This is a genomic window from Streptomyces sp. NPDC003247 (assembly GCF_042888135.1).
GTDB lineage: Bacteria > Actinomycetota > Actinomycetes > Streptomycetales > Streptomycetaceae > Streptomyces.
On sequence record NZ_JBIAPF010000005.1, the window covers coordinates 72301 to 95778 of the forward strand.

Sequence of the window (23478 nt, forward strand, 5' to 3'; positions counted from 1 at the left end):
CACCGCGCAGACCAGCACGGTGCGGCGGGCCGCCCGCAGCACCTGCGCGACCCGTGCCGCCCGCGGCCCGGCCGCCGCCGCCCGCAGCCCGGCCGCGGTCACAGCGCCCCCGCCCCGTGGCGGCGGACGGCCCAGATCAGCATCGGCCCGCCGAGGAACGCGGTCACGATGGCCACCGGCACCTCACCGGTGGGCAGCAGGACACGTGATCCGATGTCGGCGACCAGCAGCAGGACCGGGCCCAGCACCATCGAGTAGAGCATCAGCCAGGGCACGGATCCGGCCGCGGGCCTGCGGACGAGCTGCGGCACGATCAGCCCGACGAACAGGATCGGCCCGGCCACCGCCGTGGCGGCCCCGCTGAGCACGGTGATCAGCACCAGGGTCGCGGCCCGGGTCCGGGCCACGCCCGCGCCCAGGGTCCGCGCCACGTTCTCGCCCAGCGCCAGCGCGTCGAGCGGCCTGCTCAGCAGCAGCGCGCCGAGCAGGGACACCCCGATCGCCGCCAACGGCAGCGCCAGCGGAGCCTGTTCCCGGCCGGCCAGCGTCCCGACCGACCAGAACCGGTACGCGTCGAAGACGTCCGGGAGCATCAGCCTGAGGCCCAGCGCGATGCCGCTGAGCACCGCGGTCAGGGCCACGCCGGTGAGGACCAGGCGCAGCGGCGAGCGCCGCCCGACCGCCGTCACCAGCAGCGCGGCGAGCACCGAGCCGGCGACGGCACAGACCAGCTGGCCCGTCTGCCCGCCGGCCAGGCCGAGCGCCGAGCCGACGGTGACGGCGAACCCCGCCCCCGCGGTGACCCCGAGGATGCCGGGCTCGGCCAGCGGGTTGCGGGCCAGCGTCTGGATCAGCGCGCCCGCCACCGCGAGCGCGGCGCCCACCGCCGTGGCCAGCAGCGCGCGCGGTGCCCGCACGTCCCGCACGATCACGTGGTCGTTCGTCCCCCGGTAGTCGAACAGGGCCCGCACCACCTCGGTGGGCGGAACCCGGTGGGCGCCGATGCCGATGCTCAGCACGGCGATGGCGGCCAGCAGCACCAGCCCGCCGAGGAGCAGGCCGACGCGTGGCAGGTCCCGCCCGGTTCCCGCCCCTTCGGAGGTCCGGACCGCGGCGGTCACCGGTCCAGGAGAGGCGCGAACGACGTGTCGATCGCGTCGAGGGTCTTCAGGGCGTCACCGTAGGTCGCGGCCTCGGTGTAGGCGATCGGGAAGGCCATGCCCTTCTTGACCGCGGGCAGGTTCTTCCACAGCTTGGAGTCGAGGACGTACTGCACCGACTCCGGGACGCTGCCGTCGGGGTCGACCGAGTAGGTGATGGCGTCGGCCTCGCCGAGCGAGTCCGAGAGCTCCTCGATGGACGGGTACTCGCTGACCGACTGGGAGCCGGGACCGGCCTTCTTGACCTTGCCGTAGTACACGGCGCCGATGTCCTGGGCGACGCTGGTCCCCCACGAGCCGCCGAACTCGCGCTGGAAGGTGCCCTTGGAGGTGTCGCCGTACGCGCCGACGTGCCCCAGCTTCAGCTGCGGCAGCACCGCCTGGTACTTCTTCCTCAGCTCCGCGGCCTTGGCCTCGTACGCGGCCTTGACCTCGTCGTAGTCGTCGAGCACGCCGGCGGCGTCGGCGTGCTTGCGGGACACCTCGCGCCACTGCGACGGCACGGTCGGACCGACGGCCACGACCGGCGCGATGGACTTCAGCCGCTCCATGTCGATGTCGCCGAGCACCGGGGTCGGCACCCCGAGGACGATGAGGTCCGGCTCGGCCTCGGCGATGGCCTCGTAGTTGGTCTCGGCGGCCTGCTCGCCCGCGACCTTGGTCAGCTTCTTGTAGGTGGCCAGGTCCTCGTCGCTCATCAGGGCCTCCCCGCGCTGCCACGAGGAGATCCCGACGAGCGGCGCGCCGGCCTCGATCAGGGTCGGCACGGCGTAGCCGGTGGCCACCACGCGCTGCGGGTCGGCGGGGATGGTGACCTTGCCGTTGTCCGCGGTGAACACGCGGGTCCCGTTCTCCTTCCCGGACGTGTCCGCCGTACCGCTGTCCGACGACGACCCGCACGCGGTGAGGGCCAGTGCCAGGGTCAGGGCACCGACCAGGCCCGCTGATCTGCGTGCGAACATGCGCAACTCCTCCTGAGAACGTGCGGAACGAACTCGCCGTGAAGGAAAAGCTTGTGACGGTTCGTCAGTACTGGTTCCTTGCTCGTGTCCGTGGGGGTGTCCGTGCTCGTGGGGGGGGGGGGCTCACTCGTGGGGGTGCTCGTGGGGGTGCTCGTCCTCGTCGTCGAAGTCGGCGACGCCGCGCTTCCAGTAGCCGGTGATCTCGTGGTCGGCCTTCTCCAGCCGCAACGCGTCGCGGATCCATCGCCGCAGCGGCTTGATCTGTCCCGCCTCGCCCGCGATCCACACGTACAGCCGTTCGCCCTCGGGTACGGCCGTGGCGGTCACGGCCCGCGCCAGCGCGCCGCCGGTGCCCGCCGGACGGTCGCCGCGGTGCAGCCAGCGCACCTCGACGCCTTCGGGCGCGGACAGCGCGATCTCCTCGCCGGCGTCGGCGACCTCGACGAACGCCCAGCCCTTCGCGCTCCGAGGCAGTTCCTCCAGCCAGCGCGCGATCGCGGGCAGCGCCGTGATGTCGCCCGCGAACAGATAGCGGTCGTAGGCGTGCGGGACGATCAGCCCGCCGGGCGGTCCCGCGACATGGATCACGGTGCCCGGCCGGACGTCCCGCGCCCAGTCCGACGCCAGTCCGCCCTCGTGCGGGGCGATGTCGATGTCGATCTCGCCCGCCACCGGGTCGTAGCGGCGCACGGTGTACTCCCGTGACGTGGGTGCCGGGCGCGGCCAGCGCAGCAGGTCGCCGTCGGGTTCGGGAAGGCGCAACGAGCCGTCCGGGTCGGGGAAGAGCAGCCTGACGTGGTCGATCGGCGAGTGCGCCTCGAACCCCTCGGTGCCCGGCCCGCCCAGGGTCACCCGCAGCAGGCCGGTGCCCACCGTGGCGGTGCGCACGACCCGCGTCTCGCGGACGCGGATCGGATAGCGCACTTTCTCCGGGCGGTGGCCCGCCCGGACCTCCTCGATCCGGTCCAGGTGCCGGTGGCCGGTCCGGGTCACGGGGTCTCACCCGTCAGCAGCGCCGTCCAGTGCGCCAGTTCCGGCCGCTCGGCCAGGTCGGGGAGCTCCAGCGTGTCCGCTCCGCCGGCGCGCCAGCGCTCGACCAGCGTCATGAGCCGCACCGAGTCCAGGCCGAGGTCGCGCAGGTTCTCGTCGGGTTCTATCTCGGCCGGCTCGCAGCCGAGCAGTTCCGCGACGTCCGCGCGGATGCGGTCGGGGGACAGTGACTGGTTCATCGGCCGGCTCCTGTGGGTGTCGGCGCCGGCCGTGCGGCCGGCGCGTCGGATGCGGTGGTCGTGACGCCCCCGGGGTGGGCGGCGTACCGGCGCGCCCGGTCGTGGCGTCCACGGGAGGGGCCGGCGACCTGGCCGGCCGCCGGAGCCGCCTCGGAGGGCCGGCGTCCCGTCCCGGTGAGCGGCCCGGGCCGGCCGCCGGGCGTACGGCCGGACTCCACCGGGCCCGCGGCGACGCGGCCGGCGTACGGGGTGGCCGGCGGCGCCGGTGCGCGGTACGGGGTCACGCCACGTCCTCCAGACCGAGGGCGCGCAACAGGGTGCGGAACTTCGCGGAGGTCTCGTCCAGTTCGGCCCGGGGCTCCGAACCGGCGACGATCCCGGCGCCGGCGAACAGGCGGACCGTCCGGTCGCACACCTCGGCGCTGCGGATCGCCACGGCCCACTCGCCGTCGCCGTCCAGACCGGTCCAGCCGGCCATCCCCGCGTAGTAGCCGCGGTCCTGGGGCTCCAGGGCCGCGATGGCCGTGAGTGCCCCGGCCGTGGGGACGCCGCAGACCGCGGGCGTCGGGTGCAGCGCCTCGGCCAGGCCGAGGGCCGAGGAGGCCGGGTCCGACGGGTCGCGCAGCCGTCCGGTGATCCGGGTGGACAGATGCCACATCGTCGGCGTACCGATCACCTCGGGCCGGTCCGGTACCTCCAGGTCGACGCAGAAGCCGCCGAGCACCTCGGCCACCCGTGCGGCGGTGTGGGCGTGTTCGCCGAGGTCCTTGGCCGAGGCGCGAAGGCGTGCGATCCGTTCGCGGTCGACGGTGTCGTCGCCCGACCGGGGGGCCGACCCGGCCAGCGGGTTGGCGATCACGGTCGCGCCGTGCCGGGAGACCAGCAGCTCGGGACTGGCGCCGACCAGGGTCCGCGGGGCGGGGTCGCCCGGCGCGGTGACGTCGACGGCGAAGGCGTAGGAGGCGGGGTCCGCGCGCACCAGCCGGGCCAGCAGCGAGGGCACCCAGACCGGGGACGCGGAGGTCAGTTCCAGACCGCGGGCCAGCACGACCTTGCGCAGGTCACCGGCCTCGATCAGCTCCAGCGCCCGGCGGACGGCATCGGTGTAGCCCGCGGGGGCGGGGCGCGGTGAGACCCGCCAGCCCGTGCCGGGCTCCACGCCGGGGACGCGCAGGTCCGCGGGGGCGCCCGCGCGCCGCACGACGGCGGGCACCACCAGTCCGGCCTCCGCCTCCGGGCGGAACCCGACGGCCCCGACGACCACGGGATCGGACAGCCCCGTCGCGGCGGCCGCGTCCAGCGCCTCGGCCACGGCCAGGGCCCGTGCGCCGCTCCCGGAGCGGATCCGGGCGCGCACGCCGTCGGCGAGCATCGTGCCGCGCGCCGAGGAGAAGTAGAACGAGCCGGTCAGGTAGGCCGCCAGCAGGTCGGCGGCCAGGTGCACGGGGCTGGGGCGCATGAGTGCGGATGTGGACACGTCGGCGAATCCCTTTCTCAGGCGCGCGGGGGCGTGCCGCAGATCAAGAGGACCTGTGTCGTGAGGTGCCGACCGTGGTCGGGGACCGTGGACGGCGAGGCGTCGGAGAGGCGGGAGGGGCCGGTGACGCGCTCCGGCGGACGTCGTACGGGTGACCGACCGGCGGCGTCGGCTTCGCTCGCCGCACCCTTGTTCCCGGCAGGCATGGGTCTCCTCTCGGTCGAGCGAAGTAAGGCTAACCTAACTAAGTGGCCGTCCGGCGGCAAGAGGGAGTAACTCCTTCTGCCTGACGTGTATTTGATGTTCCATCAGCTTTTCGATCGGCGGGCGGACCAGAGCTCGGCGCGGTCGGCGGCGGCCCGTCCGGGGGCGGCTCCTCCACCGGGTTCACATGGGCCGTGGCCGGGAACGCCGGGGCCGGCGGCCGGCGCCGGGTGGGCCGCGCGCTGTCCCGGCCCGTCCCCTCCGTCCCGGTGCCACCAGGTCAGCAGCGGGCCGGTCATGGCGGTGGTGACGACCGCCATGACGACCAGCAGGGCGTACCAGCGGTCGTCGAGCAGGCCCGCCCTCTTCCCCACGTCGAGGGCGATGAGTTCGGTCAGCCCACGGGTGTTCATCAGCGCTCCGACGACCGCGCTCTCCCGCCAGGTGCGGCCGCCCAGGCGGGCGGCGAGCGCGCAGCCGCCGAGTTTCGCCCCGGTGGCGACGGCGAGCAGGGCGGGCAGCAGCAGGGCGTCCTCGGGGCCGAGGCCGCCGATGTCGACCGAGAAGCCGGTGGTGATGAAGAAGACCGGCAGGAGCAGGCCGCCCATGCGGTCCGCCCACGACACCAGCTCGCGGTCGGGGCTTCCGTCGCCGGCCCGCGGCATCAGCAGCCCCGCGAGGAACGCTCCGAACACCGCGTGCAGTCCGAGCGCATGGGTGGCCCACCCGGACAGCAGGGCCGCCGCGACCAGCGGTCCGTCCCGCAGGACGCCGGGGATGGCGGAGGTCCGTCGCAGTACCGGCCGGGCGAGGGCCGCCATGGCCGGCAGGTAGCAGGCCAGCAGGCCGAGCAGCACGGCCGGTGAGCGTCCGTGGGGCCCGGCGAGCGCGACGACGCCGGCCAGCACCAGCCACCCGACGACGTCGGTCAGCGCCGCGGACGCCGTGGCCACGGTGCCGGGCACCGTGCCGGACAGCCCGCGGTCGCGGATGATGCTCGCGAGGACGGGCATCGCCGTGATCGACAGGGCGACCGCCAGGTAGAGCGGGAAGACCCACCCGTCGGAGGCGCCCGCCGGTGCGATGCCCGTGCCGACGGCCAGCCACCCCAGCGCCACGCCCGCCGCCATGGGGACGACGAGCGCGGCGACGGAGACCGTGGTGACCGTACGACCCTGGTGGCGCAGCAGCGACGTGTCCAGTTCGCAGCCCACGGAGAACATGAACAGGACCAGCGCCACCTGTCCGAGCACCCCGAGGTGGGGCAGCACCTCGTCCGGGACGAGCATCGAGCTCGGGTCACCGGGCAGCTGTCCCAGCACGCTCGGCCCGAGCACGATGCCGGCGAGCACCTGGCCGATGACCGGAGGCTGCCCGATCCTGCGGGCCAGCGCCGAGAGCACCGCCGCGAGCGCCACGACCGCGCCGGTGGCCACCAGGACGCTGGAGGTGATCTGCTCGGCGTTCACCGGTCCGGCGCCGAGGGGTCGGTGATCGGTACCGATGGGTCGGTGACCGGCGTCGATGGGGCGATGACCGGAGCCGACGGGTCGGTGACCGGCGCGGTCATCCGACCGGACCGCCCTGGGCGAGGGACCCGTCCTCGTCCTCGGACCCTTCGGTGGCGGCACCCGGCGGGACCGCCCAGCCGAGGCCGTCGGGGGAGGTGACCAGCCCGTCGGGGAACAGGGGGCGCTCCAGGCTCGTCGCGCCGCCGAGGGAGGCGCGGGCCTGGATCTCGTTCATGCCCTGCATCACGTCCGTCACCACCTGCGTGCCGAACAGTTCGCTCATCCGCTCGCCGCTCTCGGACTGCGCGGGCCCGGTCCGGTCGACCGCGTCCGCGAGGTCCTTCGAGGAGGTGCCGAAGCGCTCCCTGAGCACCTCCGTGTCCAGGAGCGCCGACTCGCCGGAGTTGACCGCGGAGACACCGCCGACCAGTTCCACGAAGGCGCGCAGGTCGGTGGCCTCGGCCCGGGAGACCTTGCGGGCCTGCCAGAAGTAGGAGTCCTCGTTGTGCTGCATGTCGTAGAAGGCGAGGAGGAACTCGTAGAAGACGCCGTACTCGCGGCGGTAGCGGCGCTCGAACTCCCCGAAGGCGCGCTCCTCGTCGAGGTCGCCGGCGAGCGCGCTGTTGAGGGAGCGGGCCGCCAGCAGGCCGCCGTAGGTGGCGAGGTGGACGCCGGTGGAGAAGACGGGGTCGACGAAACAGGCCGCGTCACCGACCAGCACCATGCCGGGCTGCCAGAAGCGCTCCATGGCGTACGAGTAGTCCTTGCGGACGCGGAGTTCGCCGTACGGCCCCTCGGTGATCCGGCGGGCGTCCGCAAGATAGTCCTTGATCATGGGGGCGCGTTCGATGAACCGGGCCATGGCGGCCTCGGGGTCACGCGAGAGGAGGCCGACCTGGGAGCGGTTGACGACCGCGCCGACGCTGGTGAGGGTGTCGGTGAGGGGGATGTACCAGAACCAGCCGTCGTCCCAGGCGCAGCACAGGATGTTGCCGGCGTCGGGTCCGGGCAGGCGCTTGCCGCCCTCGTAGTAGCCGTAGAGGGCCACGTTGCGGAAGAAGTCGGAGTAGGTGCGCCTGCCGACCGTGCGGGCGAGCTTGCTGTTGCTGCCGGAGGCGTCGACCACGTACCGCGCCGAGGCCTCGTGGGGGTGGCCGTCGCGGTCCGTCCAGCGCAGGCCCGTGACGCGCTCGCCCTCGGTCAGCGTCGCCACGGCCGTGCACTGTTCGCGCACGTCGACGCCGAGCCGGCGGGCGTTGTCGAGCAGGATCTTGTCGAACTTCATCCGCTCGACCTGGTAGGCCGTGGAGGCGGGGCCGGACATCAGGGGGGAGTAGGCGAACAGGAAGTTCCAGGGTTCGGGGTTGGAGCCCCAGCGGAACGTCCCGCCGCGCTTGGGCATGAACCCGGCCTTCTCCATCTCCTCGTGGACGCCGAGGAAGCGGCAGATCCCGTGGATCGTCGCCGGGAGCAGCGACTCGCCGATCTGGTGGCGGGGGAAGGACTCCTTCTCCAGCAGCAGCACGCGGTGGCCTGCCATCGCGACCAGGGCGGCCGTGGTGGAGCCGCCGGGGCCGCCGCCGACCACGACGACGTCGAAGGACTCGGCGGAGGTGCCCGTACCGGTGCCGGAAGCGCGCTCGGGCGTGGTCATGTGATGTCTCCCTGGAACTGGGGCCTGAGGCGGGTGGTCGTGGGGAGCTGTTCTCACAGATGGCCGCCGTCCCGGACGCGCGGGACCGTGTGGCCGGGACCGTGTGGGCCAGGACCGTGCGTGAGGGACGGCGTCTCGCTGAGCTGGAGCGTCCTCGGCCGCCGGTCGGGCCGAGGAGCGGAAAGGTGCCGGAACTCGTGAGGCATGGGACCGACGGCCGTGGCGACCTCGATCGGGAAGTTAGGTTAGCCTAACTTTCCTGAATGGGGGAGGGGGCTGTCGACAATCGGCCACTCCGCACCCCGTGACCTGCCCAACTTGCCCTTGAAGCAGAGGACTTGGGGTGAGGAGCGGAGACTCCTCCGGTGCCGGTCCGCCACCGAACCGGGGTCGGACGCCCCTGGTGCGGCGCGTGGCGGTCCGGGCGATGCGTCGAGCCGACTGCACGGCGCGTCAGGCCTCCCCGAAGACGGTGTCGGTGGTGGTGACGACCGCGCAGCGGCCGGCGGTCCAGCGCAGGGCCGTGTCGTGGTCGTCGCGGGTGAAGTCGGCGACGGCGTCGGCGACGACGAAGGCCTGGATGTCCCGTGACCATGCGTCGCACGCGGTGGTCATGACGCCGATGTGCGCGTACACGCCGACGATCACCAGTTGGTCGCGGCCTCGGCCGCGGATTTGTTCTTCGAGGTCGGTGCGGGTGAACGCGCTGTACTTCCATTTGGTCAGCAGGGTGTCGCCGGGCTGGGGTGCGACCGGGGCGGGCATGGCGAGTGCTTGGGGGTCGTCGGCGACGCCGGGGCCCCAGAAGTCGAGCTGGAGTCCGCGTTCTTCGGGGGTCTGGCCGCCGCGCTGGGCGGAGTAGACGACGGGCACGCCGAGTCGGCGGGCCGCCGTCAGCAGCCGTGCGGTGTTGGCGAGCATGCCGGTCAGTGGCTGCTCGTCGGCGGGGAAGGCGGCCAGGAAGTGCTGCTGGAGGTCGTGCACGAGCAGGACGGCGCGGGCCGGGTCCACGGTCCACGACACCCGGTTGACGGGCAACTCGGCGGCGGTCGGGAGCGGGTAGGCGGTGACGGGCGGGAGCGCCGTGCGCGGACCGGCCTGCGCACGCTGCTCGGCGGCGGACCGCAGACCCTTCTTGCTGACCTTGCCGACGCCGGTCTGCGGGAAGGCGTCGACGAACTCGACGAGGTCGGGGACCTTGTAGGCGGCGATGCCGCGCTCGCGGACGAAGGCCTTGAGGGCGGAGGCCTTCAGCGGCCCGGCGCCCTCGCGCAGGATCACATGGGCGAGGGTGCGCTCGCCGAGGAACTCGTCGGGTACGGCGACGACGGAGGCGTCGTGGACGGCGGGGTGGGCGAGGATGACGTTCTCGACTTCTTCGGGGGCGATCTTCTCGCCGCCGCGGTTGATCTGGTCCTTGGCGCGGCCTTCGACGACGAGGTGTCCGGTGGGGGTGCGGCGGACGATGTCGCCGGTGCGGTAGTAGCCGTCCTGGGTGAAGGAGCGGGCGTTGTGCTCGGGGGCGCGCCAGTAGCCGCGGATGGTGTAGGGGCCGCGGGTGAGCAGGTGGCCGAAGGCGCCGTCGGGGACCTCGGTCCCGGTGTCGTCGACGATGCGGATCTCGTCGTCGGGGGAGATGGGCCGGCCTTGTGTGGTGACCACCGTCTCCGGGTCGTCGTCCAGCCGTGTGTAGTTGACGAGGCCTTCGGCCATGCCGAAGACCTGCATCAGCCGGCACCCGAGGGCGGGTTCCAGGCGGCGGGCTGCCTGTTCGCTGTATTTGGCGCCGCCGACCAGGACCAGCTCCAGGCTGGACAGGTCGTGCCCACCGCGTGCCGCCGCGTCCGTCCAGACCAGGGCGAGCGGGGGCACCAGCCCGGTCATGGTGATCCGCTCGCTCTCGATGAGCGGGAAGGCGGTCGCCGGGTCGGGCCTCGGGCACATCACCACGGTGCCGCCGGCGTGCAGCACGCCCAGCCAGCCGGGTGAGCTCATGGGGAAGTTGTGGGCGGCGGGCAGGGTGACGAGGAAGCGGGTGTCCGCGTCGACACCGCAGATCTCGTTCGATCCCCGCAGCGAGTAGGCGTAGTCGTCGTGGGTGCGCGGGATCAGCTTGGGCACGCCCGTCGTCCCGCCCGACAGCTGGAGGAACGCCAGCTCGTGCGGCTCCGGTCCGGCGAACGGCCGCTGCCCCGGGTCGCACGGTACGTGGGACAGCGCCGTGTGCTCGCCCGGGTCGCCGACGACGAACACGTGCTTCAGGCCGGGGGTACGCGCCCGGACCAGGGAGGCGAGGGCGCGGTGGTCGAAGCCGGCGTGGACGTCGGGGACGACGTAGGCGACGGCCTCGGTGAAGGAGCAGAAGTAGCCGATCTCGGTGTCCCGGTGCGCGGGCAGTGCGTAGACGGGCAGGGCGCCGATGCGGAACAGCGCGAAGACGACCTCGACGAACTCGCCGGTGTTCGGCAGCTGCACGACGACCCGGTCGCCGCGCCCGATGCCGCGGGCGGCGAACCCGGCGGCCAGCCGGTCGGCCCGCTCGTCCAGCTCCAGGTAGGTCCACGTGCGACGTTCGGGCGCGGGGTCGACAAGGGCCAGGCGGTCGGGATGGGCGGCGGCGCGGGCACGCAGCATGCCGCCGAAGGTCTCACCGCGCCAGTGACCGGCCGCACGGTAGCGCCGCGCGAAGTCGGCCGGCCAGGTGGGCGCGTCCACGCCCGGGGTGAGCGCGTCGGCGGCCTCGGGCCGGGCGGCGGACGGGCCGGGGCGGACGGATGTCGGGTCGACGGTCACGGCGAGACTCCCACAGGGTCCAGGACGGTACGAGGGAACGGAACTCGGCGGCACTCCAGCGGGGCGGTCAGGCGCGGAGGGTGGCGCCGCCGTCGACGTACAGGTCGTGCAGGGTGATGTGACGGGCGCGGTCGGAGACGAGGAACGCGACGGCGTGCGCTACGTCGACCGGCTCGGCGATCCGCCCCAGGGGAATGCCGGTGCGGTACGCGTCCGGGTCGCCGTCGAGGACGGCCCGCCGGCCCGCCTCCGCGCCACCGGGGGACCTCTCCCACAGGGCGCGCTGCATGTCGGTCAGGGTCGAGCCGGGGGACACGGTGTTGCAGCGCACCCCGTGCCGGGCGACCTCCAGCCCCAGGCACTTGGTGAACATCACGGCGGCGGCCTTGGACGCGGCGTAGGCGGCCATGCCGCTGCGCGGGACGCCGGCCGCGTTCGAGGCGACGGTGACGATGCTGCCCCGGCCCCGCGACGTCATACGGCGGGCCGCCGCGCGGGAGACGTGGAAGACGCCGTCGGTGTTGACGGCGAACACGGCGGCCCAGTCCGCGTCGTCCAGCTCGACCACGGCCGCTCCCCGCAGGATGCCGGCCACGTTGACCACGATGTCCAGCGGGCCGAGGCTGCGCTCGGTCTCGGCGACGGCGTCCTCCACCGCCGTGGCGTCGGTGACGTCGAGGGCGCGGGCGACGACCCGGTCCCCGTACCGCACGGCCAGCGCCTCGGCGGCGGGTGCGTCGACGTCGGTGGCGAGGACGCGCGCCCCGCGTTCGGCCAGCACCTCGACCACGGCGGCGCCGATACCCCGGGCCGCCCCGGTCACCAGGGCGAGCCGTCCGGCCAGATCCCGCTCGGTACTCACTCGGCCATCCTTTCCGGCGATGCCGGAGCGGTGAGCGGACTCGTGTCGGCTCACAGGGACTGAAGCGAGAGCGTGCAAGTTAGGTTTGGCTCACCATACCTACGCGGTGGGTCGGTCGCCAGGGCCGTGCAGGACGGGGCGATGCCCTCGGCGCACCGTACTTCGGGGATCGCCAGCGTGCTCAGCCGCGTGGTCCTGGTCGCCATGCGTCGACGGACGCCCCGCCCCGCTCCAGCGGTTCGAACCGGCCCCGCCGTTTGCCGGACGTGCGGGTGTGGAACCCGGCGGCGCATGAGCGCAACGAGACGTCGCCGCCGGATGAAGCAGAACCGGATGCTGTGGCTCCTGGACCGTCTGGAACGGGATCCACGGGCCGATCCGCTGATCGACGCCCTTCGGACGGGAGTCCGCTCCCTGCCGCTGGGGCGCGGCCGGGACGTGCTGCACGGCAGGTGGCTGGGGCACCCGGTGCATCCGCTGATGGTGCAGGTGCCGGTCGGCAGCTGGCTGTCCGCGGCCGTGCTGGACCTGCGGCCCGGCCGTTCCCGCGAGGCGGGCCTGCTCGTGGGCGTCGGCCTGGCCGCGGCCGTACCCGCCGCGCTGGCGGGCGCCGTGGACTGGGCGGAACTGCACCGCGAGCAGGCCCGCGTGGGCCTGGTGCACGCCCTGGCGAACGGCGCGGCCGTGGGACTGTACGCGACCTCCCTCGCCCACCGCCTCGGGGGACGTACGGGAGCCGGCCGGACGTACGGCTTCCTGGGCCTGACGGCGGTCGGGCTGGGCGGCCTGCTGGGCGGGCACCTGGCCTACCGGCAGGCGTCCGGCGCCAACCACGCCGAAGAGGTCCCGCACGTGGTCCGGGACGTCTGGCACCGGGTCGGCGGCGTCTCCGAGTTCCCGGCCGGGCAGCCCGTACGGCGCGTCGTGGACGACGTGCCGGTCCTGGTCGTCCGCGAATCCGGCGGGACGGTCCACGCCCTGGCCGAACGGTGCAGCCATCTCGCGGGTCCGCTGTCGGAGGGCACGGTCGCCGACGGGTGCGTCCGATGCCCGTGGCACGGCAGCGTGTTCCGCCTCTCGGACGGCTGGAACGTGCGCGGCCCCGCCACCGCACCCCAGCCCGCCTTCGACACCCGCATCCGCGACGGACACGTCGAGGTGCGCCTGCGCCGGAACGGCCGGGAGGCCGACGGCGCATGGAGCGGAACGGCGACGGAAAGGGCCCACGGGCACGCCGGCTGACAGCCGGCCCGCACCTCCCGCACCGTCCGGGGGCGCTGCCCCCTCGCCGGCCGGCGCCCGGTCCGGATCACCGCCCTTCCGCGCGGCGGCGCCCTCCGGCCCCACGGCCGTGGAACCTCGACACACAGGAGTCCTGCCGACCCACGCCACGACCAGCTGCACGCTGTTCCCGGTGCCCGCCTCCGCGATCTGAGGGGCGGGCACGGGCAGGCCGGCTGATGTCATCCGCGGCCGGAGGCACCGAGGGAAGGCGACGACGCGCGCCGTCGAACGGCCCACGGCGACATGAGTTGAACTCGCCGGGTCACTGACGACGTCACACCTCTTGTCATACCTGCACAGTGATCCTACGTTGAAGGCGCTTCAGTGACGTGTCGATTCACAGCATGAAGGCGTCGTCCTCCGGCCTCCTCCGTTCCCCACGCCTGTCGCCGCTGCCAGGAGGCTGTCGTACGCGCTCAGATGGACCTCGACGGAGAGGAACCCATGCGTTCACGTATTCACACCACGGCCGGCCGGAGACGGCTGTCCGTGGGAGCCGCCCTCGCCACCGTCGCCGCGCTCATGGCCCAGGCGAGCGTGCACACCCCGCCGGCCGCCGCCCACGGACGTGCGTCCGCGCAGCCCCGCCTCGGTACACGGGACGTACCGATCCTCGGCCAGGACGGCATCCGCTTCCGCGACCTGGACCGCAACGGCCGGCTCACCCCCTACGAGGACTGGCGCCTGAGCGACACCGAGCGCGCCCGGGACCTGCTGTCCCGTATGACCCTGGAGGAGAAGGCCGGACTCCTGGTGCACGGCACCCTCCCCGTCTCGGGTGACGGCTACGACACGGCCGGGACGACCGCACTCGTCGGCGACCGCCACGTCACCACCGCCATCACGCGCCTGTCGAAGGACCCCGAGAAGGTCGCCGCGGCCGGCAACAGCGTGCAGGCGATCGCCGAGAAGCAACGGCTCGGCATCCCCGTGGTGATCTCCACCGATCCGCGCAACGGCTTCTCGGTGGTCGAGGGCCAGACCGTCGCCGGATCCGGTACGACCGCCCTGCCCGACGCCATCGGCATCGCCGCGGCGGACAACCCCCGACTCACGCGGCAACTGGGCGACATCATCCGTCGCGAGTACCGCGCCGTCGGCATCACCGAGGCGCTGTCACCGCAGGCGGACCTCGCCACCGAGCCCCGCTGGACCAGGATCAGCGGCACCTTCGGTTCCGATCCGCAGGACGCCGCGCGACAGGTGAACGCCTACGTCAAGGGCATGCAGGGCGGTGCCGAGGGGCCGGCGACGGACGGCGTCGCCACCGTCACCAAGCACTGGGTGGGCTACGGAGCCCAGGAGAACGGATACGACAGCCACTACTACTACGGCCGCTACGCCGCTTTCCCGGGCGGGAACTTCCAGGACCACATCACGCCGTTCCAGGGCGCGTTCGCCGCGAACACCTCCGGCATCATGCCCACGTACTCCATCCTCAAGGACCTGACGTACAAGGGACACGAGCTGGAGCAGGTGGGGGCGGGCTTCAACTCGTACCTGCTGAAGGACCTGCTGCGGGGCACCTACGGCTTCGACGGGGTCGTCGTCTCCGACTGGGGCATCACCGGCGACTGCCCCGAGCAGTGCCGGAACACCCGGCCGCCGGCGTCCTTCATCGGACCGTGGGGCGTCGGCATGCCGTGGGGCGCGGAGAGCCGGACCGTCCTCGAGCGCACCGCGCTCACCCTGAACGCCGGCGTCGACCAGATCGGCGGCAGCGACCAGCCCTCCTACGTGGTCCAGGCCGTCCGGCAGAACCTGGTCACCGGGAAGAGGGTGGACGAGGCCGCCCGGCGCGTGCTGGAACAGAAGTTCCGCCTGGGCCTGTTCGAGAACCCGTACGTGGACGAGGAGGCCGCCGGCCGTCTCGTCGGCAACGCCTCCTTCCAGGCCGTCGGGGACCAGGCGCAGGCCGACTCGCTCACCCTGCTGAAGAACGACGGCCGGACACTGCCCGCGAGCCGGGGCGACGTCCGTGACGTGTACCTCTACGGAGTCTCCGCCGACGAGGCCGAGGCCCGTGGCCTGAACGTGGTCGACGACCCGGCCGACGCCGATCTGGCCCTGGTGCGACTCGCCGACCCGAGGGGCGGACCCGACCTCACGGGCCTGGAGTTCAGCGGTTCCGAGCCCGGCTACCAGGCCCTCGAGAAGGCCGCGAGCAGCGGTGTCCCGACCGTCGCGGTCCCCAAACTGGACCGGCCGCTCGTCCTCACCGACGTGGCACGCACCGCCGACGCCGTCCTGGCCAACTTCGGGGTCTCCGACGGCGTGCTGCTCGACACCGTCTTCGGCAGGCGCAGTCCGGGCGGCGAGCTGCCCTTCGAACTGCCGTCCTCCCAGGAGGAGGTGGAGGCGCAACTCGGTGACGTTCCCGACGACACGGCACACCCGCTGTACGAGCGCGGGTACGGCCTGCGCTACCAGCCCGCGAAGGGGCGGTGACGGGCTCGTCCGACGACGGCCGCGGGCACCGCTCACGGTGCCCGCCGGGCCACCCGGACGAGATCGCCGGCTTCGTCCTGTTCACCGCTGGCCCCTCCTCCCAGTCCCTCCGCCCAGGCCCAGAACTGTCCCGACTATCGTCAACAAAATTGTTCGCGAAATCTATGTGCGTATTGTTAACAATCTTGTAGCGTGCGTCACGCCTTGATCCTGAGGCATCGGCGAGGCACCTGGTGCCCCAACGAGGGAGACCCCATGCAGCGGCTCTCGGCGTCCTCCGGACGCGACGCAGTACATTCCACGGGAATCCGGGAGGGGCGAGCCCCGGCCCGCAAGCGCCTCCTGCGAGGGATGGCGATCATCGGCTCCCTCGCCCTGACAGCGGTCGTGACGCCGGCCTCCTTCGCGGTCGCGTCCACCTCGCACGAGCGCGACCATGTCGTGGATCCGCAGGACGCGGCACTGGCGTTCGACAAGAGCGCCTACACGACGATCACCGTCACGGTCGACGGTCAGTCGGTGAACGTGCGCTGGTACAAGGAACTCTGCTACGTCGCCGACCCGGTCGAGGCCGCCGCTCAGCAGTCCGGGATATCCGGCAGCACCACCATCGGCAACACCCGGTGCGGCTACCAGAGCATGAACGTCTTCGTGCCCGAGAGCGCCGTCGGCGACCAGCGGGCGCCCGTCTACTTCGCCGTGAACAACGGCGGCTGGATGGCCAGTTACATCAAGGCGAGCGTGACCGCCGGTGGCACCTACGACAGTTCGACCAGCAATGTCGGCGCGGCGCTGAAGGCCGGTTACGTGTTCGTCGACGTCGCCAGCCGCAGCCGGGGACTGGTCGGTGCCGACGGATCATCGCCGGGCAAGGCCCCCTCCGCGGTGGTCGATGCCAAGGCCGCGGTGCGCTACCTGCGCCTCAATGACGCCATGATGCCGGGCAGTGCCGAGCGGATCGTCGTGAACGGCACCAGCGGTGGCGGTGCGCTGTCGTCCATCCTCGGCGCCTCCGGCAACGACAGCGAGTACGACTCCTACCTCGCCGCGATCGGTGCGGCCGGAATCGACTCCAAGGGCCGCAGCACTCTGCGCGACGACGTGTTCGCGGTCAACGCGTACTGCCCCATCACGGATCTCGGCAACGCGGATGTCGCCTACGAGTGGCTGTACAACGTGCTCGGCACCCGGGACGCGACCGGCTCGAACGCCCAGGCCGAGGACGCGGCGGAGATCGCGGCCGGGTTCCCGGCGTACGAGGAGAGCCTCGGCCTGCGCAACCCGGACGGCTCCGAACTGACCGCCGCCACCATGCTGACCACCATCAAGAAGGAGGTCATCCGCTCGGCGGAGGCGTACCTCAAGGCCGACGCCGCCCACACGATCCCGGCGCTGGGCGAGAACTTCGTCGTCGCGTCCGGCGGTGCCGGCGGCTCCACCACGAAGTCGTATGTCAACGACTGGATCGACGTCGACAACGCGGCCGACAAGGTGCGGTCGGTCGACATGGCGAAGTACCTGAAGTTCGTCGCGACCCAGGCCACGCTGAAGACGACGCCGGCGTTCGACGCGGTGGGCGTGTACGGCAACACCACGAGCGGCACCGAGACGAACCTCTTCGGCCCGTACACCCAGAAGTACCTGAACTACACCGAGTTCAGCTGGAACAACAACGACGTCGCCGGGGACGGCAGCGGCCTGGACGACACCGGGCTGACCTGGAAGCAGTACCTCGCCAAGAAGAGCACCACCGTTGACGACCAGCTCCATCTGATCAATCCGATGGACTTCGTCGGCACCGAGGACGCCGACACCGCGCCGAACTGGTACGTCCGCAACGGCACCCGGGACCGGGACACCTCGTTCATCATCGGGATCAACCTCGACCGGGCGCTGGAGGCGGACCAGCAGGTCAAGGACGTGAACTTCCAACTGGCGTGGAACCAGCCGCATGCCGGCAACTACGACGTGCCGGAGGCGATGGCCTGGATCGCCAAGGTCGTCAAGAAGGCCGGCGACCCGCTCGCCGAGGGACACCACTGACACACCTTGCTCCAGAGGCCGGCGACAGTCCGGCGATCTGCCCGGCCGGGCCGCTCGGGAAGGCGTACGAGCGGCCCGACCGCGCGGTGAGGCCGCGTGCCCCGGCCGTCCTCGGCTACACGCCCGGGCAGGGGAGTTCGGGGAGGGCGCGGTTCGGGGAGCGGGTCACCACGGCCAGGGAGAGGTACGTGGGGCGTTCGAGGTAGTGGCCGTACGACACGTCGGCGCCCGAGCCCAGGTCTGCGGCGGCCGCGTCCACCAGGCGGGACAGGCGCGCGGTGTCGCGGTCGCCCTCCGACGCGAACCGGTAGGCGCACGCGGCCAGTTGTTCGCCGAGCCAGGCCGCCGCCTGCTTCGGCTCGTCCCAGGTGCCCCGGACCCGGCCCGGCCGACGGGGTGGAGGGGCAGGTCCACGACGCCAGATTGGCGGCCGGATGTGGCTGAGGGCGAGCACCACACCCCGTACGCAAAGTTAGCGTACGGCCACGGAGAGTGGACGGTACGACAGGTTCTCCTTCACTCTGGCCCTTGAGTGCGGGCGGTGAGAGGAGCCGTCGCGGCGCGGTACGGAGGGAAAGGGGCTGCGGATGGAGCACGTCCGAGTCGAGGGGGAGGCGGCCGGGGCCGTCGGTGAGCGGGTGGTTCCGGCGGGGGAGTACGAACGAGAACCCCACCCGTCCGACAGCCTGCGCACGTTCGGCGCCTTCGTCCAAGCGCTGCGCGAGCACGCGGGCCTCAGCCGGGTCGACTTCGGAGTCCGGGTCCAGTACTCCAAGCACACCGTGGAGTCGGTTGAGTTGGGACGCCGGATGCCGGACGAGACGTTCGTCGAGCGCGCGGAGGAAGCTCTCGGCAACACAGGCGCGCTGCGGAAGGCAGCCCGGCACCTGACGCGAGGCGAGGCAGGGCTCGCGGCCTGGTTCCGGCGGTGGGCACGGCTGGAGCGGGAGGCGGTGAGCCTGTGCACGTACGAGTGCCGGCTCGTGCCGGGGTTGTTGCAGTCGGAGGCGTATGCGCGGGCGGTGTTCGACAACAGCATCCCGCTGCTGACCGATGAGCAGGCGGAGGCTCAGGTCGCCGCCCGAATGGAGCGGCAGACGATAATGCGGGACCGGCCGACCGTGCCGTTCGGCTTCATCGTGGAGGAGTCGGTTCTCCGACGGGGGCTGGGTGGAGCGCAGGTGCAGGCGAGCATGCTGGACCATGTGCTTGCGCTCACCGCGCCGCGCAACGTGACGTTGCAAGTGGTCCCGCTGGAGCTGGAGTTCCATGGGTGCTTGGACGGGCCCGTGCGCATTTTGGAATCTCCGGAGGGAAGGCGGCTTGGCTACTCCGAGGGGCAGCAGAACGGGCGGCTGATCTCCGACCCGAAAGAAGTGAGCCTGCTCTGCCGACGCTATGACACACTGCGCTCGCAGGCCCTCAACCCCAAGGAATCGCGGGACCTGCTGGAGCGACTGCGAGGAGAGCTATGAGTAGCGGTACATCGGAACTCGCCTGGTTCAAGTCCAGTTACAGCGGCACCCAGGGGGACGACTGCGTGGAGGTCGCGATCGCCGAACAGGCCGTACACGTACGGGATTCCAAGGACGTGACCCGCCTGGCCTTCGCCGTCGGCCGCGAAGGCTGGGGGCAGTTCGTGCGGTTCGCGTCGGAGCGCTGAGCGACCGAGGGTGTGCCGTTCGCCGCGTCCGAGTTCGGAGCGGCTGAGGGCACACCCTCTTCGGTGCGGAGGCTTCAGGTGAGGGTGTTGCGCAGGTGCGGGCCGAGGTAGCCGACATACACCTTCCCCGAGCGGGGGCAGTCGTCGTAGAAGTGAAGGCGCGGGGCGATCGTGTTGCCTCCGCCTATCTTCAAGTGGGCCTGCATGAAGACCCGTCGGTCGGGGTCCACATCGTCCGGTACCGGAAGCATGCGCTCGCTGCGCAGTTTCGTTTTACGGGCGACCGTGTCCGACTCGCGCATGGCCACCTTGGCCGCCGGGAAGGGGAAGGCGCTGGAGGCGTCGGACTTGCACCAGCTCAGGAAATCACCCGAGACCGCGCCGTCGGCGGAGGACCGAGCGAAGTGGTCCAGGGCCAGTAGGCCGTCCCAGGCGACGTACAGCCAGTTGTCCACCGACTGGCTGTCGAGAGACCGGGTGATCTTGGCGCTGCCGGTGAACGAGATGCCGGGCAGCTCGTCCAGACGGTCCAGCAGCTCCGAGAAGGTCGTCGGGTAGCTGATGCCCGCGGCGACGGCCGGCGTGTGGGCGACGGCGAACTGCCCGTTCTCCTGCAATTGTTCACGCAGGAAGCGAATGAGTCGCTGGGATTCCTGGACCCTGTCGTACAGTTCCTCGTTCTCGCCGCGCAGTTCGTCGCTGGCCTGTTCTGCCTTCGCGAGCTCCGCGTAAAGGCCGTTGATCTCGTCGACCCGCATCGATTCCGCACGCTCCGCCTCGTCCAACAGGGCGGTCAGGGTCGCCTTGTCGGAGCGGAGCTGAACGAGGTCGGTGCCGTCCGGCGCCGAGCGGGGGCGGGTGCGCTGTCGCGGGATGCCGAGCAGGGCGGCGGGCAACGGTTGTCGGGAGGAGAGCCGTTGGGGGAGGGCCGCGAGTATGGAGGCGGCGCGGAGGGGGTCGGCCTCGATGGTGCGGCGCGACATCACGGGGTGACGTTGGGCGTCGGGCTTCCATGCCGGGTCGAGTCCGGGCAGGTAGGTGCGGACGCCACCGCCGAACACGGGGTGGTACTCCAGCGCATCGTTGAACTTGGACTGTGCTTCCGGCGTGAGCACGTACAGCACGGCCAGTCCGTGCAAGTTGCGGAAGAGAGGTTCGACGACCCCTCGTGACCAGTCGTCGGGGTCTTTCCCGTACGGCACCGTGGCGATGACGACGGGCATCCGCCGGCCGCTGTCGCACAGCTCCTCGATGGTGTCGTCGACGTCTTCGGTCTCGACGAACACGGGCGCGGCGGTGACATCGGCCTGTGCGTCACGCGCCTCCAGTGCCTCCAGGAGGGAACGGACGATGTTCGGTGTGTTGGCGCGTTTGGGAACGCCGCCCTCGCGGGCCGGCTGGTGCTCGATGTCGACCTGTAACCAGGTGCGGCCCTCGTCCTCGGCGAGACCTGAACGCACGATCAGCGTCGACTGCCAGGTGCCGGAGGTGGCGGAGGGTGTCTCGCGCATGCGCCAGCGGCTGTAGGCGCCCTTGCGGCCGCCTTCCGAGTCGCGGTCGAGGGTGGCGTGCGGGGCGATCTCGGTCCGCCCCTCGTCCAGCCCGGACGGGTCGTACGCCTTGCTGCGAATCCAATCGAGCAGTTGCCGCTCTGCGATGCCGCATGCTTCGACGTAGTCGAGCTCGGTCGAGACCACCATGCGGTAGCCGCGTGGTTCCATGGGCGCTCCTCGGGAGTAATTGAGGCGGGGTGGTGCTGGGGGCGGGGAAGCAAGCCTTCCTGGAGTGTTAGGCCTTGTCGGTCGGCCCATAGCCGAGGGCCGTGCGGTTGATGAAACGGTCACTGAGGTCACGCACAGGCGAGGGCTTCGGTTCCTGTGCGGCCTTCTTCGCCGTGGACTTCTCCGGGATGGGCTTCTTGCCGCCCGTCTGCTTGGCAGGTGCCGCCTTCGCCTTCCTGGCGATCTTTGCGGCCGGGGTGTCACGTGCGGCGTATTTCTTGCGAAGCGCGGAGAGCTGGTCGCGTTCCTGGGTGGCCACGTCGGCGGGGAGGGCGTCGGTGAGGGCGCGGGCCCGGCTGAGCGCGTAACGCGCCGCATGCCAACGCTTGTTGTTGATCGCGAGGCGAGCCACCCCGATGGCCTGTTGCAGGGCCTTGATCTTCGCGGGCTGTCGCTTGGGTATGGGGGCCTCGGCCCCGCTGCTCCGCCGCTGCGCGGCGGCGCGGGTGCCCCAGTCCGTACCCGCGGTGAGGGCGACGACCGAACGGGGGTTGCTGCTCTGGCTTCGACGTACCACCTGCGGTGTTCTCCTTCCTGCCCGAGTGACATCGACGTCCCTCGGAGTCTTCGCGTCCGACGAGTGCCGGAGTACAGTGCACAACGCCCCTGACCTGCAGAAGGCCGGCAGGGAGCTGTCTACCAGGAGTCCAAAGTGCTGCGTACTCTGTTCAAGTCCAAGATCCACCGCGCCACCGTCACCCAGGCCGACCTGCACTACGTGGGATCGGTGACCATCGACGCCGACCTGCTGGACGCCGCCGACCTGCTGCCCGGTGAACTGGTCCACATCGTGGACATCACCAACGGGGCGCGGCTGGAGACGTACGTCATCGAGGGCGAGCGCGGCTCGGGTGTCGTGGGGATCAACGGGGCCGCCGCCCACCTCGTGCACCCCGGAGACCTGGTGATCATCATCAGCTACGCTCAGGTGACCGACGCCGAGGCACGGACCCTGCGGCCCAGGGTCGTGCACGTGGACCGCGACAACCGCATCGTGAGCCTGGGTGCCGACCCCGCCGAGCCGGTACCGGGCTCCGACCAGGAGCGCAGCCCGCAGGCCGTGTCGGTCTGACCGTCCCGGCGCACTCACCTCACCCGCGGTACCCGACGCATCCCCAGCCCTCGCCCCAGGAGCGTGACCATGAGCGACATCCGGATCCGCGACGACCGGGCGGCCGGCCGTCTCGAAGCCCTCGACGAGGGCGGCGACGTGGTCGGCCGCATCGAGTACTTCGTGCTCGAGTCGCCCGGCCGCGCCCTGGTCCCGGTGCACACCATCGTCGAACCGGCCCACGAGGGCCAGGGCATCGCGGGCTCCCTCGCCCGTGAGCTGTACCTCCTCGCCGCACGCGAGGAGACACCGGTCGCGCCGCTGTGCCCCTACGTCGTGAAGTGGGCCGAGCGTCACCCCGAGGAGGCGCCGGCGGCCGACCCCGCGCTGCTCGCCGCGGCCAAGGACTGGCTGCGCGCGCACCCCGGGCGGTTCTGAGGGTGCTGGCCCTCCTGCACACCTCGCCGCTCCACGTCCCCGTCTTCGAGGCCCTGCGCGACGAGGACCACCCGGGCCTGGAACTGCGGCACTTCGTCGACGAGGACCTGCTGTCCCGGGCCCGTTCGCACGGTCCCGACGCGGTCGCCGCCGACGTACGGGCCGTGCTCGACCGGGCCGTCGCCGACGGGGCACGGGCGGTGCTCTGCACCTGCTCGACCCTCGGCGCGGTGGCGGAGGCGGCAGGGGCGCCGGTGCCGGTGGTGCGCACCGACCGGCCGATGGCCGCCGCGGCGGTCGCCGCCGGTCCGCGCGTCGTCGTCCTCGCGACCGTGGAGAGCACCTTCGAGCCGACCGTCGGGCTGCTCAGGGAGGAGGCCCGCCGCGCGGAACGCGCCGTGCACGTCCGCACGGTCCTCGTCGACGGCGCCTGGTCCCGGTTCGCGGCCGGCGACACGGAGGGCTGCGCCCGCCTCGTCGCCGACGCGGCCGACGCGGTCGAGGACGCCGACGCCGTCCTCCTCGCCCAGGGCTCCATGGCCCCGGCCCAGCGGCTCACGCGGACCCCGGTACCGGTGCTGAGCAGCCCCCGCTCGGGGCTGGCGGCGGGAGCGCGGGCGGCGCGGGGGGACGAGGGCGCCGGCGCGCAGTCCCCGGCGGACGCACCCGCTGCCACCGGCGGGTGACTGTCCGCGCGCCCTCCGGGTACGCGGAGCAGTAGTCCAGCGCCACGCTGCACCACTGGCCGGAGGACGTGAGGACACCATGACCAGCCCGCAGCCCGACCCCGTACAGCCCCCGCCGACACCGGCTCCGGACCCCTATCCCACTCCGGTCCCGCCCCCCGAGCCGCCGCCGGGCCCGGACCCCACCCCGGCGCCGGTTCCGCCGTATCCCGACCCCACTCCCTCCCCGGCC

19 protein-coding genes and 2 pseudogenes are annotated in these 23478 nt (G+C 72.2%); 8 read left to right on the plus strand and 13 right to left on the minus strand.

Going from position 1 to position 23478, the window contains the following annotated elements; all coding sequences use genetic code 11:
- Positions 1-98: 98 nt before the first annotated feature.
- The 10 genes and pseudogenes from ACFYWQ_RS17885 to ACFYWQ_RS17930 all read right to left on the minus strand — a co-directional run bounded on the left by ACFYWQ_RS17885 (position 99) and on the right by ACFYWQ_RS17930 (position 11852).
- Complete coding sequence (locus ACFYWQ_RS17885; protein WP_389517567.1) at positions 99-1121, minus strand: FecCD family ABC transporter permease; 1023 nt, start codon at positions 1119-1121, stop codon at positions 99-101.
- Positions 1118-2122 (minus strand): ABC transporter substrate-binding protein, encoded by a 1005-nt coding sequence (locus ACFYWQ_RS17890; RefSeq protein ID WP_389517569.1) that lies wholly within the window; start codon positions 2120-2122, stop codon positions 1118-1120. Before ACFYWQ_RS17890 ends, ACFYWQ_RS17885 begins: the two co-directional genes overlap by 4 nt.
- A gap of 123 nt (positions 2123-2245) precedes the next feature.
- Positions 2246-3115 (minus strand): siderophore-interacting protein, encoded by an 870-nt coding sequence (locus ACFYWQ_RS17895; protein WP_389517571.1) that lies wholly within the window; start codon positions 3113-3115, stop codon positions 2246-2248.
- Positions 3112-3351, minus strand: coding sequence for a phosphopantetheine-binding protein (locus tag ACFYWQ_RS17900; RefSeq protein WP_389517573.1), 240 nt, complete (start codon positions 3349-3351; stop codon positions 3112-3114). Before ACFYWQ_RS17900 ends, ACFYWQ_RS17895 begins: the two co-directional genes overlap by 4 nt.
- Before the next feature lie 280 nt (positions 3352-3631).
- A complete protein-coding gene (locus ACFYWQ_RS17905; protein WP_389518313.1) occupies positions 3632-4810 on the minus strand; it encodes an isochorismate synthase in 1179 nt (392 codons plus the stop codon).
- A 326-nt stretch (positions 4811-5136) separates the two neighbouring features.
- On the minus strand, positions 5137-6501 hold the full coding sequence (locus ACFYWQ_RS17910) for a cation:proton antiporter (protein WP_389517575.1): 1365 nt from the start codon (positions 6499-6501) through the stop codon (positions 5137-5139).
- Between the two features lie 97 nt (positions 6502-6598).
- Entirely contained in the window at positions 6599-8197 is a 1599-nt protein-coding gene (locus tag ACFYWQ_RS17915; protein ID WP_389517577.1) for a tryptophan 7-halogenase, read from the minus strand.
- Positions 8198-8650: 453 nt separating this feature from the next.
- Entirely contained in the window at positions 8651-9220 is a 570-nt protein-coding gene (locus ACFYWQ_RS17920; RefSeq protein WP_389518314.1) for an isochorismatase family protein, read from the minus strand.
- 81 nt (positions 9221-9301) lie between these two features.
- Positions 9302-10912 (minus strand): annotated as a pseudogene (locus ACFYWQ_RS17925) ((2,3-dihydroxybenzoyl)adenylate synthase); the annotation flags it as partial.
- A gap of 145 nt (positions 10913-11057) precedes the next feature.
- The gene (locus ACFYWQ_RS17930) at positions 11058-11852 is read right to left on the minus strand and encodes a 2,3-dihydro-2,3-dihydroxybenzoate dehydrogenase (RefSeq protein WP_389517579.1); all 795 of its coding nucleotides are present in this window, start codon (positions 11850-11852) and stop codon (positions 11058-11060) included.
- A gap of 318 nt (positions 11853-12170) precedes the next feature.
- Here ACFYWQ_RS17930 and ACFYWQ_RS17935 point away from each other — a divergent pair, with 318 nt between their 5' ends.
- From ACFYWQ_RS17935 to ACFYWQ_RS17945, 3 genes are all read left to right on the plus strand, one after another.
- Positions 12171-13094, plus strand: coding sequence for a Rieske 2Fe-2S domain-containing protein (locus tag ACFYWQ_RS17935; protein WP_389518315.1), 924 nt, complete (start codon positions 12171-12173; stop codon positions 13092-13094).
- Positions 13095-13580: 486 nt separating this feature from the next.
- Positions 13581-15584, plus strand: coding sequence for a glycoside hydrolase family 3 protein (locus ACFYWQ_RS17940; protein ID WP_389517581.1), 2004 nt, complete (start codon positions 13581-13583; stop codon positions 15582-15584).
- Between the two features lie 351 nt (positions 15585-15935).
- Positions 15936-17627, plus strand: coding sequence for a subtype B tannase (locus ACFYWQ_RS17945; protein ID WP_389517583.1), 1692 nt, complete (start codon positions 15936-15938; stop codon positions 17625-17627).
- A gap of 115 nt (positions 17628-17742) precedes the next feature.
- Here the strand turns inward: ACFYWQ_RS17945 and ACFYWQ_RS17950 are convergent.
- Positions 17743-18006, minus strand: a pseudogene (locus ACFYWQ_RS17950) (hypothetical protein); the annotation flags it as partial.
- Between the two features lie 208 nt (positions 18007-18214).
- Between ACFYWQ_RS17950 and ACFYWQ_RS17955 the strand changes: the two are divergent.
- Positions 18215-19102 carry a helix-turn-helix domain-containing protein gene (locus ACFYWQ_RS17955; protein WP_389517585.1) on the plus strand — a complete coding sequence of 296 codons (888 nt, stop codon included), beginning with the start codon at positions 18215-18217 and terminating at the stop codon, positions 19100-19102.
- Entirely contained in the window at positions 19099-19290 is a 192-nt protein-coding gene (locus tag ACFYWQ_RS17960; protein WP_389517587.1) for a DUF397 domain-containing protein, read from the plus strand. Before ACFYWQ_RS17955 ends, ACFYWQ_RS17960 begins: the two co-directional genes overlap by 4 nt.
- A 74-nt stretch (positions 19291-19364) precedes the next feature.
- Here the strand turns inward: ACFYWQ_RS17960 and ACFYWQ_RS17965 are convergent, their stop codons facing one another.
- Together ACFYWQ_RS17965 and ACFYWQ_RS17970 are read right to left on the minus strand one after the other, a co-directional pair.
- A complete protein-coding gene (locus ACFYWQ_RS17965) occupies positions 19365-21011 on the minus strand; it encodes a hypothetical protein (protein WP_389517589.1) in 1647 nt (548 codons plus the stop codon).
- Between the two features lie 67 nt (positions 21012-21078).
- Entirely contained in the window at positions 21079-21588 is a 510-nt protein-coding gene (locus tag ACFYWQ_RS17970) for a hypothetical protein (protein ID WP_389517591.1), read from the minus strand.
- Positions 21589-21723: 135 nt separating this feature from the next.
- On the opposite strand from ACFYWQ_RS17970, the gene panD reads away from it, so the two are divergent.
- The 3 genes from panD (at position 21724) to ACFYWQ_RS17985 (ending at position 23246) form a co-directional block, all read left to right on the plus strand.
- Positions 21724-22143: an aspartate 1-decarboxylase gene (gene panD / locus ACFYWQ_RS17975; RefSeq protein ID WP_389517593.1), complete on the plus strand. Its 420-nt coding sequence runs from the start codon at positions 21724-21726 to the stop codon at positions 22141-22143.
- A 69-nt stretch (positions 22144-22212) separates the two neighbouring features.
- Positions 22213-22560 (plus strand): GNAT family N-acetyltransferase, encoded by a 348-nt coding sequence (locus tag ACFYWQ_RS17980; RefSeq protein ID WP_389517595.1) that lies wholly within the window; start codon positions 22213-22215, stop codon positions 22558-22560.
- A 2-nt stretch (positions 22561-22562) separates the two neighbouring features.
- Positions 22563-23246 carry an aspartate/glutamate racemase family protein gene (locus ACFYWQ_RS17985; protein WP_389517597.1) on the plus strand — a complete coding sequence of 228 codons (684 nt, stop codon included), beginning with the start codon at positions 22563-22565 and terminating at the stop codon, positions 23244-23246.
- Positions 23247-23478: the final 232 nt, after the last annotated feature.

What these genes read in the sequence shown, in the direction of transcription:
- ACFYWQ_RS17955 (WP_389517585.1), top strand. Translation starts at nt 18,215, where the DNA reads ATGGAGCACGTCCGAGTCGAGGGGGAGGCGGCCGGGGCCGTCGGTGAG.
- ACFYWQ_RS17965 (WP_389517589.1), bottom strand. Translation starts at nt 21,011, where the DNA reads ATGGAACCACGCGGCTACCGCATGGTGGTCTCGACCGAGCTCGACTAC.
- ACFYWQ_RS17945 (WP_389517583.1), top strand. Translation starts at nt 15,936, where the DNA reads ATGGCGATCATCGGCTCCCTCGCCCTGACAGCGGTCGTGACGCCGGCC.
- ACFYWQ_RS17905 (WP_389518313.1), bottom strand. Translation starts at nt 4,810, where the DNA reads ATGCGCCCCAGCCCCGTGCACCTGGCCGCCGACCTGCTGGCGGCCTAC.
- ACFYWQ_RS17900 (WP_389517573.1), bottom strand. Translation starts at nt 3,351, where the DNA reads ATGAACCAGTCACTGTCCCCCGACCGCATCCGCGCGGACGTCGCGGAA.
- ACFYWQ_RS17890 (WP_389517569.1), bottom strand. Translation starts at nt 2,122, where the DNA reads ATGTTCGCACGCAGATCAGCGGGCCTGGTCGGTGCCCTGACCCTGGCA.
- ACFYWQ_RS17960 (WP_389517587.1), top strand. Translation starts at nt 19,099, where the DNA reads ATGAGTAGCGGTACATCGGAACTCGCCTGGTTCAAGTCCAGTTACAGC.
- ACFYWQ_RS17935 (WP_389518315.1), top strand. Translation starts at nt 12,171, where the DNA reads ATGAAGCAGAACCGGATGCTGTGGCTCCTGGACCGTCTGGAACGGGAT.
- ACFYWQ_RS17980 (WP_389517595.1), top strand. Translation starts at nt 22,213, where the DNA reads ATGAGCGACATCCGGATCCGCGACGACCGGGCGGCCGGCCGTCTCGAA.
- ACFYWQ_RS17915 (WP_389517577.1), bottom strand. Translation starts at nt 8,197, where the DNA reads ATGACCACGCCCGAGCGCGCTTCCGGCACCGGTACGGGCACCTCCGCC.
- ACFYWQ_RS17940 (WP_389517581.1), top strand. Translation starts at nt 13,581, where the DNA reads ATGCGTTCACGTATTCACACCACGGCCGGCCGGAGACGGCTGTCCGTG.